The 17,646-nt window shown below is 39.8% G+C and carries 17 protein-coding genes; 9 read left to right on the forward strand and 8 right to left on the reverse strand.

Going from position 1 to position 17,646, the window contains the following annotated elements:
- The first annotated feature begins 7 nt into the window (after positions 1–7).
- Both CH352_RS16560 and CH352_RS16565 read left to right on the forward strand, forming a co-directional pair.
- On the forward strand, positions 8–1,225 hold the full coding sequence (locus CH352_RS16560) for a Crp/Fnr family transcriptional regulator (RefSeq protein WP_100705154.1): 1,218 nt from the start codon (positions 8–10) through the stop codon (positions 1,223–1,225).
- Positions 1,218–1,853, forward strand: coding sequence for a DNA-3-methyladenine glycosylase family protein (locus tag CH352_RS16565; RefSeq protein WP_100705155.1), 636 nt, complete (start codon positions 1,218–1,220; stop codon positions 1,851–1,853). Before CH352_RS16560 ends, CH352_RS16565 begins: the two co-directional genes overlap by 8 nt.
- A gap of 13 nt (positions 1,854–1,866) precedes the next feature.
- Here CH352_RS16565 and gmd read toward each other — a convergent pair whose 3' ends face one another.
- Positions 1,867–2,889, reverse strand: coding sequence for a GDP-mannose 4,6-dehydratase (gene gmd, locus CH352_RS16570; protein ID WP_100705156.1), 1,023 nt, complete (start codon positions 2,887–2,889; stop codon positions 1,867–1,869).
- Between the two features lie 99 nt (positions 2,890–2,988).
- Positions 2,989–4,353: an MATE family efflux transporter gene (locus CH352_RS16575; protein ID WP_207766628.1), complete on the reverse strand. Its 1,365-nt coding sequence runs from the start codon at positions 4,351–4,353 to the stop codon at positions 2,989–2,991.
- A gap of 108 nt (positions 4,354–4,461) precedes the next feature.
- Here CH352_RS16575 and CH352_RS16580 point away from each other — a divergent pair, with 108 nt between their 5' ends.
- The 5 genes from CH352_RS16580 (at position 4,462) to CH352_RS16600 (ending at position 9,874) form a co-directional block, all read left to right on the forward strand.
- Complete coding sequence (locus tag CH352_RS16580; protein ID WP_100705158.1) at positions 4,462–5,787, forward strand: amidohydrolase family protein; 1,326 nt, start codon at positions 4,462–4,464, stop codon at positions 5,785–5,787.
- A 2-nt stretch (positions 5,788–5,789) separates the two neighbouring features.
- The gene (locus CH352_RS16585; protein ID WP_100705159.1) at positions 5,790–6,563 is read left to right on the forward strand and encodes a hypothetical protein; all 774 of its coding nucleotides are present in this window, start codon (positions 5,790–5,792) and stop codon (positions 6,561–6,563) included.
- Positions 6,564–6,569: 6 nt separating this feature from the next.
- Complete coding sequence (locus tag CH352_RS16590) at positions 6,570–8,372, forward strand: TrkH family potassium uptake protein (protein ID WP_100705160.1); 1,803 nt, start codon at positions 6,570–6,572, stop codon at positions 8,370–8,372.
- A 12-nt stretch (positions 8,373–8,384) separates the two neighbouring features.
- Positions 8,385–9,074, forward strand: coding sequence for a potassium channel family protein (locus tag CH352_RS16595; protein ID WP_100705161.1), 690 nt, complete (start codon positions 8,385–8,387; stop codon positions 9,072–9,074).
- Between the two features lie 101 nt (positions 9,075–9,175).
- The gene (locus CH352_RS16600; protein ID WP_100705299.1) at positions 9,176–9,874 is read left to right on the forward strand and encodes a DUF4136 domain-containing protein; all 699 of its coding nucleotides are present in this window, start codon (positions 9,176–9,178) and stop codon (positions 9,872–9,874) included.
- On the opposite strand, the gene CH352_RS16605 is transcribed toward CH352_RS16600, so the two are convergent.
- A complete protein-coding gene (locus CH352_RS16605) occupies positions 9,875–10,894 on the reverse strand; it encodes an aldo/keto reductase (RefSeq protein WP_100705162.1) in 1,020 nt (339 codons plus the stop codon).
- Positions 10,895–10,906: 12 nt separating this feature from the next.
- On the reverse strand, positions 10,907–12,823 hold the full coding sequence (locus CH352_RS16610; RefSeq protein ID WP_100705300.1) for a gamma-glutamyltransferase family protein: 1,917 nt from the start codon (positions 12,821–12,823) through the stop codon (positions 10,907–10,909).
- Between the two features lie 180 nt (positions 12,824–13,003).
- Here CH352_RS16610 and CH352_RS16615 point away from each other — a divergent pair, with 180 nt between their 5' ends.
- The gene (locus tag CH352_RS16615) at positions 13,004–14,284 is read left to right on the forward strand and encodes an MFS transporter (RefSeq protein ID WP_100705163.1); all 1,281 of its coding nucleotides are present in this window, start codon (positions 13,004–13,006) and stop codon (positions 14,282–14,284) included.
- Positions 14,285–14,323: 39 nt separating this feature from the next.
- Here the strand turns inward: CH352_RS16615 and CH352_RS16620 are convergent, their stop codons facing one another.
- From CH352_RS16620 to CH352_RS16635, 4 genes are all read right to left on the reverse strand, one after another.
- The gene (locus CH352_RS16620) at positions 14,324–15,448 is read right to left on the reverse strand and encodes a TolB-like translocation protein (protein ID WP_100705164.1); all 1,125 of its coding nucleotides are present in this window, start codon (positions 15,446–15,448) and stop codon (positions 14,324–14,326) included.
- Between the two features lie 87 nt (positions 15,449–15,535).
- Positions 15,536–15,823 (reverse strand): acylphosphatase, encoded by a 288-nt coding sequence (locus CH352_RS16625; protein WP_100705165.1) that lies wholly within the window; start codon positions 15,821–15,823, stop codon positions 15,536–15,538.
- A gap of 35 nt (positions 15,824–15,858) precedes the next feature.
- A complete protein-coding gene (locus CH352_RS16630) occupies positions 15,859–16,287 on the reverse strand; it encodes a globin domain-containing protein (protein ID WP_100705166.1) in 429 nt (142 codons plus the stop codon).
- The gene (locus CH352_RS16635) at positions 16,284–16,769 is read right to left on the reverse strand and encodes an RNA pyrophosphohydrolase (RefSeq protein ID WP_100705167.1); all 486 of its coding nucleotides are present in this window, start codon (positions 16,767–16,769) and stop codon (positions 16,284–16,286) included. The genes CH352_RS16630 and CH352_RS16635 overlap by 4 nt, the downstream gene beginning before the upstream one ends.
- Positions 16,770–16,999: 230 nt before the next feature.
- Between CH352_RS16635 and CH352_RS16640 the strand changes: the two genes are divergently transcribed.
- Positions 17,000–17,431 (forward strand): SET domain-containing protein, encoded by a 432-nt coding sequence (locus CH352_RS16640; RefSeq protein ID WP_100705168.1) that lies wholly within the window; start codon positions 17,000–17,002, stop codon positions 17,429–17,431.
- The last annotated feature ends 215 nt before the right edge of the window (positions 17,432–17,646 follow it).

Consider the following 17,646-nt stretch of genomic DNA (forward strand, 5'->3'; position numbering starts at 1 on the left):
GGTAAGTATGTCCAACGGCTTCTTTCAAATCGTGAATTACCCGAAAGGGTCCTATGTCATCGTCGAAGGCAAGAAAGAAGCCCATAATTTCTTTATTATCCGACAAGGCAAGGTCAGGGTCACCCGCGAAAACCAAGTAGTAGGTGAGGATCCGAACCAACTTTTGGGACCTGGAGATTTTTTCGGAGTGGTTGCTGCGATGAGCCAGCACGCTCAGATCGAATCCGCAATCGCTCTCACTGATGTTTCCTTAATTCAGGTTAGTTATGATCAGTTCGGAACTCTGATCCAAAAAAATACTCCGGTAGCGATGAAGATCATTCGCTACTTCTCCATGAAACTCAGACAGTTCGACTCTACGATCACTCGTCTGTCTTTCCGTACTGCAGTGGAAGAAGATCCGAATCAATTGTTCGCGATCGGAGAATATTACTTCAATCAAAAGAACACTCTTCACGCAGCGTACGCTTTCCAGAAATATCTGCAGTATCTTCCTAATGGTCAATTTGCTACTCAGGCAAAACTGAAATTACAAACAGTAAACCAACCGGTTGCTCCTCCTCCGATAGATTACACAAAGTTTAACCGTTCTTATGGTGATAACGAGATGATCTTTTGCGAGCATGAGCCAGGTAGAGAATTATATATCATCCAACACGGAAGAGTTAAGATCACTAAGATCGTGGACTCTAACGAAGTGCTTCTCGCGGTTTTACAAAGCGGGGACATTTTCGGAGAAATGGCGCTCTTAGATAATAAACCTAGATCCGCTTCTGCAATTGCTTGGGGAGAAGTTCAACTTCTTGCGATTAACAAAGCAAACTTCGAAGGAATGGTTAAGGCACAGCCACAATTGGCAACTAGGCTTATCACTCTTCTTTCGGAAAGGATTTGGACCGCTTATAAACAGCTTGCTAACTTGCTTATTTCAGATCCTCAAGGAAGGGTCGCTGATACATTACTCACTCTTGTGGAGAAAAATAGAGTTAAGGTGATTCCTAAATCCACATACAATTTCGAGATCGGTACTAAAGACTTGATCAAGATGGTTGGATTGACTTATCCTAAAGATGAGAACCTTGTTTTGGATCTGATCTCCAAAAACAAATTTATCAAATTGGATCAGGGAAAAATTTCCTGCACGGATCTTGTGGAATTAGAAAAGTTAGTACAAGCATTCCGCAAAAAATCTCAAATAGACGCTAAGATCAAAAAACGTGCCTAATACAGATCGAGAGGTCCACTTGCGTAAAGCGGTCCTCTGGCTCCAGAAAAAAGACCCGACCACCAAAAAGATCATTCAAACCATCGGGCCCTGCACTCATAAGATGATTGGCAATCCTTACTATGTGCTGATCCGTTCAGTTATCAGCCAACAATTGTCCGTCCAGGCAGCAAGGACAATGGAGAATCGAGTCAAAGAATATTATGGAAACGGAAAGCAATTTCCTAAACCTGATGTTCTTGTAAAACTTACCAAACCCCAAATGAGAAAGGCAGGACTTTCATTTGCAAAAATCGAAGCTGTTAAACTGATCTCTAAGGCTTATTTAGATGGAAGTATCTCAGATCGAAAACTTTCTAAATTAAATGATCAGGAAGTTTTAGATCTTCTTTGCAGCATTAAAGGTGTGGGGCCTTGGACTGCGGAAATGGTATTGATGTTCTCTTTGGATCGTTGGGATCATTTTTCTTATAATGATCTGATTTTAAGAAAATCGATTGAAAATAATTACGGGATCCCGATGAATTCTAAAAAAGAAATTTTAGAATTCACTTCAGGATATTCTCCGTATCGTACTATTTTTTCTTGGTATTTATGGAGAGCTTCAGTAGGGATTGAAAATTTGTAAGACCAGCGCGGTCTTAGATATTAATCCCGGCAGCTTTACAATCAGCTTTGATCATGATCTCCACTAGTTCTTTGAACTTGACCTTAGGTTCCCAACCAAGTTTTGATTTTGCTTTCGCAGGATCTCCGATCAGAAGATCCACTTCGGTTGGTCTGTAAAAATTAGGATCTACTTCGATTAAAAGTTTTCCGTCCTTCTTATTATAACCTTTCTCTTGGTCACCTTTTCCTTTCCATTCTACTTGAATGTCTAGATGTCTAAAGGATTCCTCAATAAATTCTCTGACTGTATGCGTTTCGTTGGTTGCTACTACGTAATCGTCCGGCTCTGACTGCTGTAACATCATCCACATCATGTTTACGTAATCCGGCGCGTATCCCCAGTCTCTCTTTGCGTCTATGTTCCCCAAATGGATCGGGCCACCTTTTCCGGAAACGAGTCCCGCGACTCCAAGGGTGATCTTTCTGGTTACGAAACCTTCTCCCCTTCTTGGAGATTCGTGATTGAATAAAATTCCGTTAGAAGCATGTAATCCGAATGCTTCTCTATAGTTTACTACTGCCCAGTATGCGTATAATTTTGCGACTGCGTAAGGCGATCTTGGATAGAATGGCGTTTTTTCGTCTTGAGGAACTGCTTGCACTTTTCCGTACAATTCAGAAGTGGAAGCTTGGTAGAATCTGGACTTCACTCCTGTTTGTTTGATCGCATCTAAAATTCTTAAAGTTCCGACTGCGTCTACTTCTGCGGTGTATTCAGGAACCTCAAAAGAAACTCCTACGTGAGATTGAGCAGCTAGATTATAAATTTCGTCCGGTTGGACTTTTTCCAAAACCCTGTTTAGGTTACTGGAATCAGTTAAGTCTCCGTAATGTAGAAAAAGGTTAGGGTTTCCTCTTAGATGTTCGATCCGATCCCGATTTAAAGAGCTGGTTCTACGGACGATCCCGTGCACTTCGTATTTTTTTTCCAAAAGAAGTTCAGTAAGATAGGATCCGTCCTGTCCGGTGATCCCTGTAATAAGCGCCTTTTTCATTCTGGAACCAAAAACCCCGGCTTTGCTATTGGGGCAAGAAGGATTAGATTATCGAATCGGTCTGAAATTCCAATATTTGTGGGACTTCCAAAAACGGACTTAAACCGTCCCCTTTACCCAATTCTTCTTTCTGAATTCATAGATGAAAATCAGGGAAAGTGATGCGATCCAAACGAATATAGCTGCCCAGATCCCAAGAGTTCCACCTTTCCATACGATCCCGAAAAGATAAGCCAATGGAAGCATTACTGCATAAGTGAGAAGAATATAGACCCTAAAGACATAGTTCTGTAGGCCTGCTCCTCTTAAAGCAGCACCGATTACCATATGATATGCATCTCCGATTTGGATGACTCCTAATAGTAAAAGTACAGGATAACATTCTTCTACCAAGGTTTGGTCTCTAGTCATCGCATATACGATCGTTTTTCCTAAGAAGATAAAACATAAACCTATGAATCCCATCACATGTGCTGAAATGAATGCGGAACGAAACGCAGAATGATACGCTAATTTATATTTTTTCGCTCCCATCGCTTGTCCTAAAATCGTGGTCGCAGCTACTCCGAATGCGTATCCGGGGAGAAATGCAAAACTCAAAGTAGAAAATAGAACGTTGGATGCTGCAACTGCAAGCACAGAGATCAATCCTTGGATTTTCGAGAAGATCACGAATGCAACGTTGACTAAACCTTCTTCGAAGCCAGGAGGAATTCCCACTTTGAAAATTTCTATTAAGTGTTCTTTGCTTGGTAGAAGGTTTACTCCTTCGAAATATTCTCCTAGTTTATAATAAAAAAAGAATATAGGGAATACCAATAGTCCTGCTAATCCCGCAATAGAAGATGCAAGTCCTGCGCCTCCGATCCCCATAGGAGAAAATCCTAGGTTTCCATATATCAAGATCCAATTAAAGAATATGTTTGCAATAGTAGTTACTGCCATGGAAACAAAGCCTGCCTTGGTTAATCCAAGACCATCCATAAATCCTCTGAAACAGAATCCTAAAAAATAAAATCCGCTGCCTATAAATCTAAAATATAAATATTCGGTTCCGAGTGAGTTGACCGTTTTTTCAGGACCGATCCAAAACATAATCCATTCCGAAACCCACGCTCCGGATACGGATAAGAAACATCCTAAAAATATGGAGAGATAAAGTGTAGAAACTCCTACTTTTCCGATCTCGGATCTTTTACCTTCTCCAAATCTTCTCGCGACAATGATCTGTATTCCCATTGAAAATCCGATGAGGAATGCAACAAGAGTGTAATAACATGTCCCGCCTATACCTATCGCCGCGATTGCATTTTGACCGAGATATCCGATCATAACGGTATCCGTAATCCAAACCAAAGACTGACTTAACATTCCGAAAACTACAGGCAGTGCTAAAGAAAGGATTTTAACATTCAATCGGCTCGGGCGATATAGTTTGCGTATTTTTTTATATAAAGAGGCCAAGTAGTTTCCAGCTTTGAAAGAAGGGTTGTGCAAACAACTTTTTTTCCATGAAAAACGGTTTATCCAGGTAACGATAGAGTTAAGATGACTTAAAAGCGTAGAAGATACATGGATTCGAATTTAGGATTTGCTGACCTTCACAATCATCTATACGGTAGTCTGAAACCTGAACTTCTTAGGCGGATTGGATTGAACAATCCTTCTCCTCGTTGGGAAATTTTTACAAAACCTTTCCAAGAACTTTATGGAAAGTCCATCAATACGGAAACATTCTTCGAGGACCATAAGTCTTTAGAAGATTTTAAAAAAATCTATTTATTTAATCACCAAGGGCCCTTTCCCGAATTCCAAGCAAAGTTTAACTTGATCATTGCACTTTCTAAATTCGATCCACAAGAGGTTAAATTTGTATCTAAACATATCACTAAGGATCAATACGAAGAAGGTGTTGTCTTCGGAGAATATCGTATCATGTATTCTCCACTTGATACTTATGAGGGAATCTATTCTAAAACTTTGGCCGCTTGCGAAGGTTTTGAAGAAGCGGAATCCGAACTTTCAGGAAAAGCAAAATCTCGCTTGGTAGTCTCCTTACATAGGGACGGAGAAGTTTTTAAAGAATACGAAATGTTAAAGGAGATGATGGAAAAAGATCCTCTCATAAAAAAATATTTAGTAGGATTAGATTTTTGTTATATTGAGGAGGGCTTTCCTCCGAAAGGTAAAAGAGAATTTTTAAAAGAAGTACAAAAAGATAATATTGCGGAAACTTCTACGGCGCTCACAGTTCTTTATCATGTGGGAGAATCTTTTTTGGACAAAACTCTTCTCTCCGCATCTCGTTGGGTTGTAGAATCTGCAGAATGGGGAGCACATAGGCTCGGACATGCAATTGCGGTGGGTTTGGATCCAACCGCTTATCTTGGAAAAAAAGTTTTAGAGCCAGTTTCCGAAAGAGAAGATACTCTCAGATTCCAATTAGATCATTGGGAAGAAATTTCTAAGTACGGAGAATTACCTCCTAAAAAAAGATTGGAATCCGAATTGGATTCGATCCGACATAAGGAGAAGGTAGAAATTTCCGTTACTGAAAACCTTGTCTCTGAAACAAAGGCATTTCAAGAGTATTGTATGGATCGGATCAAAAATACGAATGCTGTCATCGAGTCTTGCCCTAGCTCCAACGAATATATTGGAATGGTCCGAGATAAAACTCATCATCCTTTAGTTAGATTCGCTAGTAATGATCTAAAATTTACCATCTCGACCGATGATCCTGGAATTTTCGGAACTAATATCAAAGAAGAATATGATAAGGCAGAAAGTTTAGGACTAGATACTACACTTTTGGAAAAGATCAGAAAGAATTCTTTTCAATATACATCTGAAATTCTTTCCGGAAGAATAAATTCGGAACAAGGAGTAGTTCTCTGAAGATGAGACCTTTTTCTAGATTAAACAAGTTTCTTGCGCTTAGTATTCTTTTTATATTTTCTTTTCCGGTGTTTTCTCAGAACCAAAGTGATTTCTCGGATCCATACGATTATAATTTAAGAAATTATAAAGATGAAAAATCTCCGGATGGATTTAGGGAGTATTCTATTCCTCCTAAAATGGATAAACCGACTTTGGTAAATCCTAGGAATGTGCAAGTTCCCTTTCAAACAGGTTTGCCGACGACTTCAGGAAGCCAAGGGACCAGAAGAACTACTAATCCAGTGCAAGGCAGAAGTGATGATGGGCTCTTCAATCCAGTCACTGGAGAAGTGAATACCGAAGCTTTACAAAGACAACAAGACCAAGCAAGAGATCGTAAAAGAAAATTAGAAGAATTCGGGAGCGACCCACAACCTTATACTGAATCCAGGCTTCGCCGTTTTTCGATCATATTTTTTATGACTCTACCAATAGCTGCAGGTGTAACATATGGTGCGTTAGCCGCTGCTGATCCGGGTTATCAAAAAACATTCGAGGGAGGATGGATCGTATTCGGGGTGGCTTCTACCTTGGCATTGACAAATGCTTGGCTGGATTTGAGAGATTATGATCGAATGAAGTTGGAGAACCAACCGCAAAGTCCTACTCCGAATCCGACTGTGCCAGATAAACTTTCGGAAACGATACACCCTAAAACAATCCCAGGATACGGATTGTATTCCAGAAATTTCGAATATAGAATGGAATTCGAATTCTTTAGCACTCGTTTCTGATAAAGTATGAATTCTTTTTTAGATCCCGACTTACGGACAAAATTGGTTTCCGAATGGGGAAGGATCTCTCTCATCTTCGAAGAGAGTATCAAACCTTTCTTAAGATTTATATTCGGAGTATTGGGAGTTATTTCTCTTTTTATACTCATCTTTCTATATGGATTTTATTACCCACCTAAATGGATCCATCCACTTCGTTTAGTTACCATGACTATAGTCTGGTATTTGGTAATTTACGAATGTTTAAGTTTTCTATTCACATTAACTCCGTATCGTGCCTATTTAAAGTTTCATAAGGTAGAAGCATTTGTAGTTTTAGTAGTACTCTTGCAATTCTTCTTCGAAGAGAGAATAGAATCCATTCTTTCGCAACAGAGAACGGAAGAGGCTGTACTTTTGTTCTTATCCTTAAGTCAGTTGACATTGGCGTTCGGAGGGTTTGCTCATTTTTTAAGAAGGGCAAGACTTTCTCTCGGAAAAATTTCTCCTTCTTTGGTGATGACCGGAAGTTTTGCAATGCTGATCTTTTTAGGAACCGCTGCGTTATGCCTTCCTAGAGCGGAAGCAAGGCCGATCCAATTAGTAGATCTTTTTTTTACAGCGGTAAGCGCAGTATGTGTCACAGGTCTTAGTACAATAGATGTCTCTCAAGATCTGACCGGGACTGGACAAGTGATATTGATGGTCCTCGTTCAACTAGGCGGTTTAGGGCTGATGACTTTAACAGTATTTTTTGCATTGGTTTTAGAAGGGCAAGTTTCAGTGACCGAAAAACTGATCGTTAAGGACCTGTTCAGCCAAGAATCCATCGGAAGGGCAGGCTCAATCTTAAAACAAGTTGCTTACCAAACATTTGCGATAGAAGGGATTGGTTCTGTTTTTCTTTACTTAACATTTCCAAAGGAGCTTGGCTTCTCTCAAAAAGAACTTATATTCCAATCTATATTTCATTCTATAACAGCGTTTTGTAATGCAGGGTTTGCTCTTTTTCCAAGAGGATTAGCGGAGCCTTATTTCAAGGGATCTTATACATTCCTTTCCACATTTATGGTTTTGATCGTATTTGGGGGGCTAGGTTTTCCTACTGTGAATCAACTTTTAAGGAAAATTAGATTTGATGGAGAATCTTTTAGAAATCGTTTTTCCCTGGGTTCTAAGCTGATCCTGATCACAACTTTATTCTTATTACTCTTTGGATGGATATCCTACTGGGTATTAGAAAGAAATTTTAGTTTGAAAGATTTGAATTGGTATGACCAGGCTTTTCATTCTTTATTCTATTCAGTTACAACGAGGACCGCTGGATTTAATACCTTGGATATTTCTTCTATGGGAATACCAATGGTGTTTGTGAGTTTATTTTTGATGTGGGTAGGCGCTTCTCCTAATTCTACTGGCGGTGGGATTAAAACTTCTACATTAGCGCTTGCAGTCTTACAGTTTTATCAATTTTTTACGGGAAAAGAAAGAGTGGATGTTTTTGGAAGAACAGTCGCAGAAAATTCTCTTTCCAGAGCGTCTGTTGCGATCGTACTTTCCATGTTTATAATATTTTTAGGGATCTTTTTCATAGTCTGTTTCGAGAAACCTTTTCCTTTTTTGGATATTTGTTATGAAGTGGTTTCCGCTTACGGAACTACAGGTCTTTCGAGAGGGATCACTTCCCAGTTTGAGGCACCCGGAAAATTATTATTATGTTTTGTAATGTTTGTGGGTAGGGTCGGGGTTTTGACGGTATTATTAGCTTTTGTTCCGAAACCTAAACCTAGAAGATATTGGTATCCTGAAGAATATGTTGTGGTCGGTTAAAGGAAGGTTCGAATGAGAAAGAAAAGGATCGCAGTTGTTGGCCTGGGAGATTTCGGGATCGAACTAGTAAAAAGACTGTATGAAGATGGGCAAGAAGTCACAGCAATCGATCAGGATAAAAATAAGATAGATCGAATCAGAGAATTTTCTACTTACTGTGTTGCGATCGATTCCACGGACGAATCTGAATTGAAAGAGCATGGTTTGGACGAGATGGATGCAGTAGTTTTAGCGATCGGAGATAATTTCGAAAATTTGATCGTGACTGCCGACGCATTAAAAAAGATCGGCGCAATCAATATATTCGCTCGTTATCAATCCGATCTGAACAAAAGAGTTTTGCAGATGTTGGGAATAGAGAATTTATTCAATCCGGAAGAACAGGCTGCTCATTCTATGGCGGAACAACTTGCAAATAGCAGCGTAAAAGGTGTCACCTTACTCGGACAAGATTATAGAATTTTAGAAGCCGTGGTACCGAAACATATGCAGGGTAAAACCGTACAAGGTGCCAAACTGAGAGAAGATTGGAATCTAAATTTGATCACAGTCAAAAGACCTAAAAAGACCAGAAGGAAATCGGATCGAAATGACGAAGAAGTTTTAGGAATTCCTTCTCCAAATCTGGTTTTATCGGAAGGAGACATCCTAGTTCTGTTTGGGAAAGCGGAAGATCTGGAGCAAATGATTGGAAATCGTTAAGTAAGTTTTCCATAACTTTTATACAAAAGCTTCGAATTTTAAATGAAAACAATCCGATTTCGGAGTAAAATCGAGTTCGATTCGGTCGAAAGAATATAATGATGAGAGTTCTGATCCTTTTACTATTATTAGGATGCAATTTTTGCTCTCCTCTCCAGGTTAAATCCCAGGTAGAGGTAGAAAGATCGGATCATATTCGCTACTACGAAAAAACCTACGCATTCCTTCCATTTTTCGGTCAGGCACCTCCTATTATTATCCGTGAAAACGAAGATCTTATTCGCGAAAAACTTGCGGAGAAGGGTTACAAAGAGGTAGATATCTCCAGAGCGGATCAATTGATACATTACGATATATTAATATTTCCGAGAGGAAGTGTAATCGATAATAGAGCCGATCTTGGCGCTTTCGGAGGATGGACCAGTGCAAGAGGGATGAGATACCATTCGTATGGTGGTACTTCCAGTAGATTAGCTGCAGTGCCAATTTTAGGAAGCGTTGGAGGATATTCTCCTTTTGCATTTATGGGAAATTTCGGTAATTCCAGAATTTCAGGCGCCAGTCCTTATTACGAAAATTTTTACGATGTGATCTTTAAACTCGTGATCTATGATGGCAAACGTTATAGAGGACTTCCTTCCAGCGTACTTTTAAAAGCAAACGTGGAAGGAGAAGGCAGATCGGGACCGATGTTCGATGTGATCCCTTATCTAATCACCGGTTTTTTTAAATCATTTCCCAATTTCGTAGGAGAAAAAAACGAGATCATCTCCGAAGAAGAAGTTTGGAGAGGACATTGATTATCCCATCGGATAGGGGATCTTTTTAGAGACCTCATCTATCTTTTTTAAAATATCGTCGGACAAGATAAGATTTGTTGCCTTTAGACTTTCTTCCAATTGTTCTACAGTATTCGCTCCAATAATGGTAGAAGCCACATAATCATGTTGTTTGGACCAAGCAACTGAAAGGGTAGTCACACTTATTCCTGCTTCCTTGGCTATTTCAATCAGTTCTTTTGTGGAAGCGAGAGTCCCTTCGTTCAAAAATCGATTTGCCATTCTTCTTTGTCTTTCTGTTGGAAGTTTTGCATAACGCGTAAATCTGGCATTTTCAGGAGGAGTTGATCCGTTATACTTTCCCGTCAATACTCCACCGGCTAAAGGAGAATAAGGAAGAAGACTGATTTGTTCTCTTCTACAAATATCGGATAGAGCATCTTCGAACCTTCGATTCAAAATGCTAAAATTGTTTTGTATTGATTCGTATCTAGCAAGTTTGTTCGTGCGGGAAACTTCTAAACTTTTCATAGTTCCCCAGGCGGTTTCGTTACTGCTTCCTATGTATCTAACTTTACCTTCGTCTATCAATTCGGTCAAAGCTTCTAATGTTTCTTCAAATCCGAAATCATGATCAGGCCAATGAGTTTGGTATAAGTCTATATAATCGGTTCCGAGCCTTTTCAAACTTCCTTCGATTGCTACTTTTATATTTCTGCGATCTAGTGCAGTTTTACCTTCTCTCACTGGAGGAGTGAACCATCCATGACCTGGGCCACAAACTTTAGTTGCGATCAGGATAGATTCTCTCTTCTTAGTCTTTAACCAATTGCCGAAAATTTTTTCAGTGGCGTGAACATACTCGGCCTCCGGAGGAACAGGATAGATCTCTGCAGTATCGTAAAAATCTATTCCCGAATCGAAAGCTTTGTTCAAAATTCGATGTGCTTCCTTCTCATCACAACTGGAGCCGAAAGTCATAGTCCCCATACAAATTTCGGAAACAACCATCCCTGTTTTTCCAAGCCTTCTTTTTTTCATTCTTGCCTCTTTCTATTTTCCTTCCGCCCAGGATTCTTTTCTGGGGTCGGCTCCGCCATATAAAATTCCTGTTTTAGGATCTTTTAAAGAAATACAAGGAGCCCCAAAGTCATATTCCCATTTTTCCCTTTCTTTGACTTCGTAACCGAGAGCTTCGAGCGCTTTTCCTTCTTTTTTGTAGATCTCCTCTTCCAATTCTATTCTTCCCGGATAATATTTATGAGGGGAGAATGCATCAGGCCAGTTTAAGGAACGGAAACGAGGAGCGTTAACTGCGTTCTGTGGATCCATTCCAAAGACGACTAAATTTAAAAATACTTGGACTACTGCTTGAGTTTGCATATCCCCGCCAGGAGTCCCGAAGCTCATCCAAAATTTTCCGTCTTTAAATACCATTGACGCGTTAGGCGTAATTGTTGGTCTTTTCCCCGGAACCAATGCGGAAGGGTGGTTTGCGTCCAAGCGGAATTGGGTCATCCTAATTCCTAATGTTATATCTCCGTCTATGATCGGAGATTGAGGAAAATCACTTGGAGTTAAGGACAAAGAATTTCCTTTAGAGTCAATAATACTCAGATAAGTTGTGTCTCTCCCAATTTTTCCTGATTCTGTTCTTTCCCAAAAACTAGGAGTAAGATCAAAAAAAGATTCTTTATTCATAGCAAGAGTATCTTCTATTTGATACGCGATCTTTTTAGAACTCGCGGGAGATTCGAACAAGAATGGATTTCCTGAGGGAGGAGTTTTTCCGAACGCTTTCGATTGCAATAGTTTCCTTCTTTCCGCAGCATACTCTTTACTGAGTAAACCTTTCTCCGGAACGGAAACATAAGCGGGATCTCCGAAATATTTTTCACGATCTGCCATCGCTAACTCGATTGCTTGGATTACAGTGTGAACATACTCCTTGGAATTATGGCCCATGGATTTTAGATCGATCCCTTCTAAAATTTGTAGAACGACAGGTACAACTGCGCCTTGGTTCCAAGTACGATTGGAGAAGATCGTATAAGGTCCATAATTTCCTTGTAATGGAACTTCCCAGTCCGCGCTATATCTCACTAGATCAGATTTAGCCATAGTGCCGTCGTGTTCTTCGTGAGCTTTTGCGATCTTATCTGCTATAGGGCCCTTATAAAAATAATCTCTCAAAGCCTCTAAGGACTCTATACGATTTTTTCCGGAAGAAGAAGCGGCCTTTTCGGCTTCTGCCAACTCTTTCAGTGTTGCGGATAATTCTGGCCTCTTGAATCTTTCTCCCGGATGAAGAGGTTTCCACCATTTATCTCCCACGTAAATTTTTGCATTATAAGGAAGTAAAAACTTAAGACCTAATCTTTTGAAAACTCCTATGTTCAAATTCCTCATTAGAATTCTGTGAACTGGAAAACCTTCTGCTGCAATTTGGATTGCAGGTTTACTCACTTCTTCAAAAGATTTGGTACCGTATTTTTTAAGTAATGCTACGATCACATCCGGAGATGCGGGGACCAACTGAGAAGAATATTTTAACATAGGAATGGATTCATGTCCTCGCGACTTGAAATATTCTATCGTAGCTTTTGCAGGTGCAGTCCCAACTCCGATATAACTATGAACTTTTTTATCCGCTTGGTCATAGTAGAGTAGAGGAGCCACTCCAGGAAAGGAAGCCTCTTCTCCTTGGGTCACATTCAAAACTAAAAAAGCTGCTACTCCTGCATCCGCGGCATTCCCGCCCTTCTCCAAAATTTCCAAAGCTGCTTTGGTTGCCAAAGGATGACCGCTTGCCACCATCAACTTAGAACCTTTTGCCGTGGGTCTTTCCGTGTGATACGGATCTTGGAAACTCATCGTTTCTCCCGGTTGGGAAGTTGCGAAATACAATATTACAAGAACTAGAACGACTACTAGTATCCCTGATAAAGAATACGTTAGGATTTTTTTCATGATTTCCTCTTCACTGCGAGAGGATCTTTCTAATTCTTCCGAAAGAACGAGCAAGGTTTTTTTATATCCGAAAGGTCCGAAGGGAACGAACGGAATTTATAACTTTTAAATGCTAGTATAGTCCAATCATAAACAGGGAATTCGAAAGGATCTCCCGGCCATTGTTATAAGAGGCTTAGATTGAGCAGACGTTTTTCTTTTCACTATGCTTGGGTCGTTTTGATCGTTACATTCTTCACTTTGATCACGGCTGCCGGAGTAAGGTCCATGCCTGGGATTCTGATCATTCCTCTTGAAAAAGAGTTTGGTTGGGACAGATCTGCCATCTCTTTTGCAGTCTCAGTAAATCTTCTATTGTACGGATTAGTCGGACCATTCGCTGCAGGTCTCATGAATCGTTTTGGCATAAAACGAATTATGGTAGCTGCTCTTGGACTATTGATCTCAGGAATTCTACTAACAACGATTATGCGAACAAACTGGGAATTAGTAGTTCTTTGGGGAGTGATGGTTGGATTTGGTTCAGGAATGGCTGCCTTGGTTTTAGGCGCTACAGTGGTCAATCGTTGGTTCGTTTCTCATAGAGGTCTTCTTATGGGAATTTTGACCGCGAGCACTGCTACAGGGCAAATCATCTTTCTTCCATTTCTTGCGTCGCTTACGGAACAAGAAGGATGGAGAAACGCAGTCTATGCGGTGGCTTCTATTTTAGCGATACTTCTTCCTACAGTATTCTTCTTGATGAAAGATTCTCCTAAAAAATCCGGCCTCTTACCTTATGGAGCAAAAAATGAAGAAGAAGGGATCGTGCCTGTTTCGGGAAACCCATTCATGGAAGCAATTTCTGCATTAAGAGTCGGATTGAGATCCAGAAGTTTTTGGCTTCTTGCAGGAAGTTTTTTTGTATGTGGAGCCAGCACAAACGGTCTTGTAGGAACTCACTTAGTTCCTGCATGTTCTGATCATGGAATTCCTGAAGTAAGGGCCGCAGGTCTTTTGGCATTGATGGGGATTTTCGATCTGATAGGAACGGTAGGTTCCGGTTGGTTGTCTGATAGAGTGAATAACAAAATTCTGTTATTTATGTATTATGGATTGAGAGGGATCTCATTATTATTATTGCCTCAAGCATTCGATCCTGAATCGAATAAACTTTCCATATTTGCAGTATTTTACGGTTTAGATTGGATAGCGACTGTTCCGCCTACAGTTGCATTGACTGCTAAAATATTCGGAAGAGAAAAAGTAGGATTGATGTTCGGCTGGGTGGTTGCATTTCATCAGATTGGAGCTGCGGTCGCGGCATTCGGAGCAGGTTATATCCGTACAACGCAAGGAGAATACGATCTTGCATTCATGTTCGCAGGTGCATTATGCGTAATTACAGCATTCGGGATCTTTGCAGTATCAACGGAAAAAGAAGAAGAGAAACTTTCAGAGACGCCTGAATTTGCATCATAATTATAATGTAATATAGTAAGTGCAAAAATATCTAGCGACTTATTCCAGAAGTTCCACTTTGCCTGAAATTGGAGTGATAGAGCGGATCTTATCTTTTTTATAATCTAATTCGTATAGAGTATAATTATTATAAGGTCTGTATTCCTGATCTTTGGATTGTTTTACGAATTCAGGGTCTCCTAAAAAGTAAACAGATCCGTTTTTAACCACTGGAAAACAACCAACAAAAGAAGAATCATATCTTTGTTTGGTTTTTAGATCTACAACTACTATGTTTCCCAATTTTCCATCCGCTCTTTCAGTGAAGGACAAAACTTTTCCATCAGGACTAAAGCTGATATTTACTTGTTCTTTATTTTCTCTAGGCTCTTTTGACTGAGGATTTACAGGAAACGGGTAGAATGGATCGGAGAACTTGACCAATTCTCCAGTTAAGGAAGGCAGTTTATAAAGTCTGTTTTCCTTCTCTGTTGCTACACGCACCAAGACCAGATCTTCTGTACTCGTATATACATCGGTGATCTGTAGCTTCCCACTTTCTACCCAAGCTAGAGTTTTTAATTCGGAAGTTTCGAGAGAATATTTATGGATCGGAACTCTGAGAGATTCTTCTCCGTGTTCGGAGTAACGTACTTCGTTGCCTATCAAGACTAGATTTTTTTGATCCGGAGAAACGTATGGTTGGTAACCAGGAAGAGATTTTATCTCCTTCTCTTTTTCGTAATCGTATAATACAGTTTCCCATCGATCTGCGTTTTTTCTGGAGAAGATCACAATGGATTTATCTTTTAAAAATCCGCTATTACCAGGAAATGCGTCTCTTGTTCCTTTGATTGTCTTAACTTTAGAGTTTGTTAAGTTTAATAGATTGAGTTCTTTAGAAGTTCTAAAAAGAATATAATTCTGTTTTCTAAAGACAGGGATCCCTTTTTCTTGTGTGCCTGTATAAACCAGTCCGGTCTTTCCATTGATAGAAGAAATTGAGATGAGCCTTAAGATACCTTTATCTTCTTGAACCGCATATACCGGACTCATAAAAGAAACAGGAGTAGGAGTGACTGAGAAAATCGGGTTTTGTAAGACCGATGCGATAAAGATAGATCCTAGAATTCGGAAGAGAGCAAGGTTTAGAAATTTATTTTTAGATGTATCCTTCGCTTGCATACAGTCATTCTCCGAAAAAATCCAGGTTTAGTCAGTAAAATTTATCCGATTGAACTCAAGATCGGATTTCTAATGGGGAACATTAGATCAACGTTTGATCTCGAAAGTCCTAAACGTACCTTTAGCATCTTCCCATTGGATTGTAGCTTCCGTTACTTTTGCTTTAGAAGGTCCTCTTTGAACTGCTTTGTACAAATCTTCAATAAAAACTTTGTCTCCTTCGACCACTACTTCGACTTCTCCTGTAGGAAGATTCATAGTGTAACCTTTCAGTCGGCATTCTTGCGCTCTTTGCAGCACATAATATCTAAAACCAACTCCTTGTACGGTTCCTCGGATCCTGATTTTTGCTCTAGATTCGTTTTTTGCAGCCATTCACGTTGTAACTCCTACAGCTAAATTATACTCCCTTATTCTTGAGAAGAAGCCTTATTTACCATCCATGAGGAGAAATCCTGCAAAAACTGCCAAAGTATCTCTTTAGATTCTTCATCTGCTTTCCAGTCTTTTATTGCTTTGCGGTAACAGGAAAGCCAGACTCTTCTCGCCTTTTCGTCGATCGGAAAAGGAAGATGTCTCGCTCTCATTCTTGGAGGGCCATATTTTTGAACATAATAGGGTGGGCCTCCGAGAACCTGTACCATAAAGTCTGCTGATTTTACTTTGCTCTCTTCTAGATTTTCCGGAAACATCGAACGAATTTCGCTGACGGCTATTTGATCATAGAAAACGGAAACAAGTTCCCTAATGGAATCTTCTCCAACTTTTGCGAACAATTCTCTGAGACGAGGACTGGGAGGAGGAGGTCCTCCGGATGGAGTATAAAATGTTTCGCTCATGAAGAAGGTCCCTTCTTCATAAAATCCAAGATCTTAGGTTCGAACTCTTGTACTAGTTTTTGGTACACATCTTTTTTAAAGGAGACCACGGTCGAAAGGCATTCTTGGAAAGGAATAAATCTAACTCTTTCGAATTCTTGCTCATGAACCGTTAGATCGCAGTCTTCCGCTTTACCATCCCAGTATAGAAGATACCATTTTTGGGTTTGGCCTCTATACTTTTTTAAATTAGAGCTTAAATGTAAGGACTCGGGAAAATCATAATTGATCCAACTTGGATATTCACAGATGATCTTAGCGTCTTGGATGCCTACTTCTTCTAAAAGTTCTCTTTGAGCAGCAGAGTTAGGATCTTCTCCGTCATCTATCCCGCCTTGAGGAAACTGCCAAGAGCCTTTAAAATTCAGTCGTTCTCCTACTAAAACCTCTCCTTTGGAGTTGAAGACTACCATTCCAACGTTCTTTCTATACGGTTTGTCCATCTTAGTAGAGATTTACATCATATATTCGATAGACAAGCCTATAAAAAAATTTGGACCTAAAGTGATACCTTAACTTGGGAATATTTTTTAAACAAGGGAAGACTCTCTCATTGAGACTCTGTTTCTTTTCAGTAGAAAAACATGATAAATCAATTGCGGATGGACAAAGAGAGGGCATAAGATTCTTTGGATTAATATTCCGATTCCAGTAGGAGGATGTGTTTTTTACGATGTCGGTCAGATATAAAATTCGCAGACCTCGAGTATTTTCAGAAAAGGATTTCGAAATTAGGGAATCCGAGATACCCGGAATTGGAATGGGACTATTCTCCACGCAAGACTTAGTCAAAGGTGATACTATCGGATTTTATACCGGTAGAGTGCTAAACGATAAGTCTGCAAACTCCGCTAAATATTGTGAGTCTAAATATTTACTCTGGATCTGCAAAGATCATTGGATCTACGGAGAAGGTAAAGAGTCCAACTATACCCGTTATATCAATCATAGCTCCAAGCCGAATGTAAAATTAGTGGTATCCACTCGCTGGAAGACTGCGCGATTCGAAGCAATGCGTAAGATCAAAGCAGGCGAAGAATTATTCTTCGATTATGGAGACGAATATTGGATCCATATAGACATCTCTCCAGTAGAGCAGAATTAAGTTCCGCTTTGACATTAGCAATTCCCGTTTAACAGCGCATATTATGGTTTTTTTCCCATGTGAAAACTAAAAGTTTCAGGGATCTTAATTATTAATTTTAATCCTATTTCCTGCAAAGAGTGGATTCCCTTTAAACGATAAGGAATATTGGAACCTGGGGCGAGGTTCTGAATTTTATATCCGACATAAAGAACAGCGGAAAAACTCCCAATATA

It is taken from the genome of Leptospira hartskeerlii (assembly GCF_002811475.1).
GTDB lineage: Bacteria > Spirochaetota > Leptospiria > Leptospirales > Leptospiraceae > Leptospira_B > Leptospira_B hartskeerlii.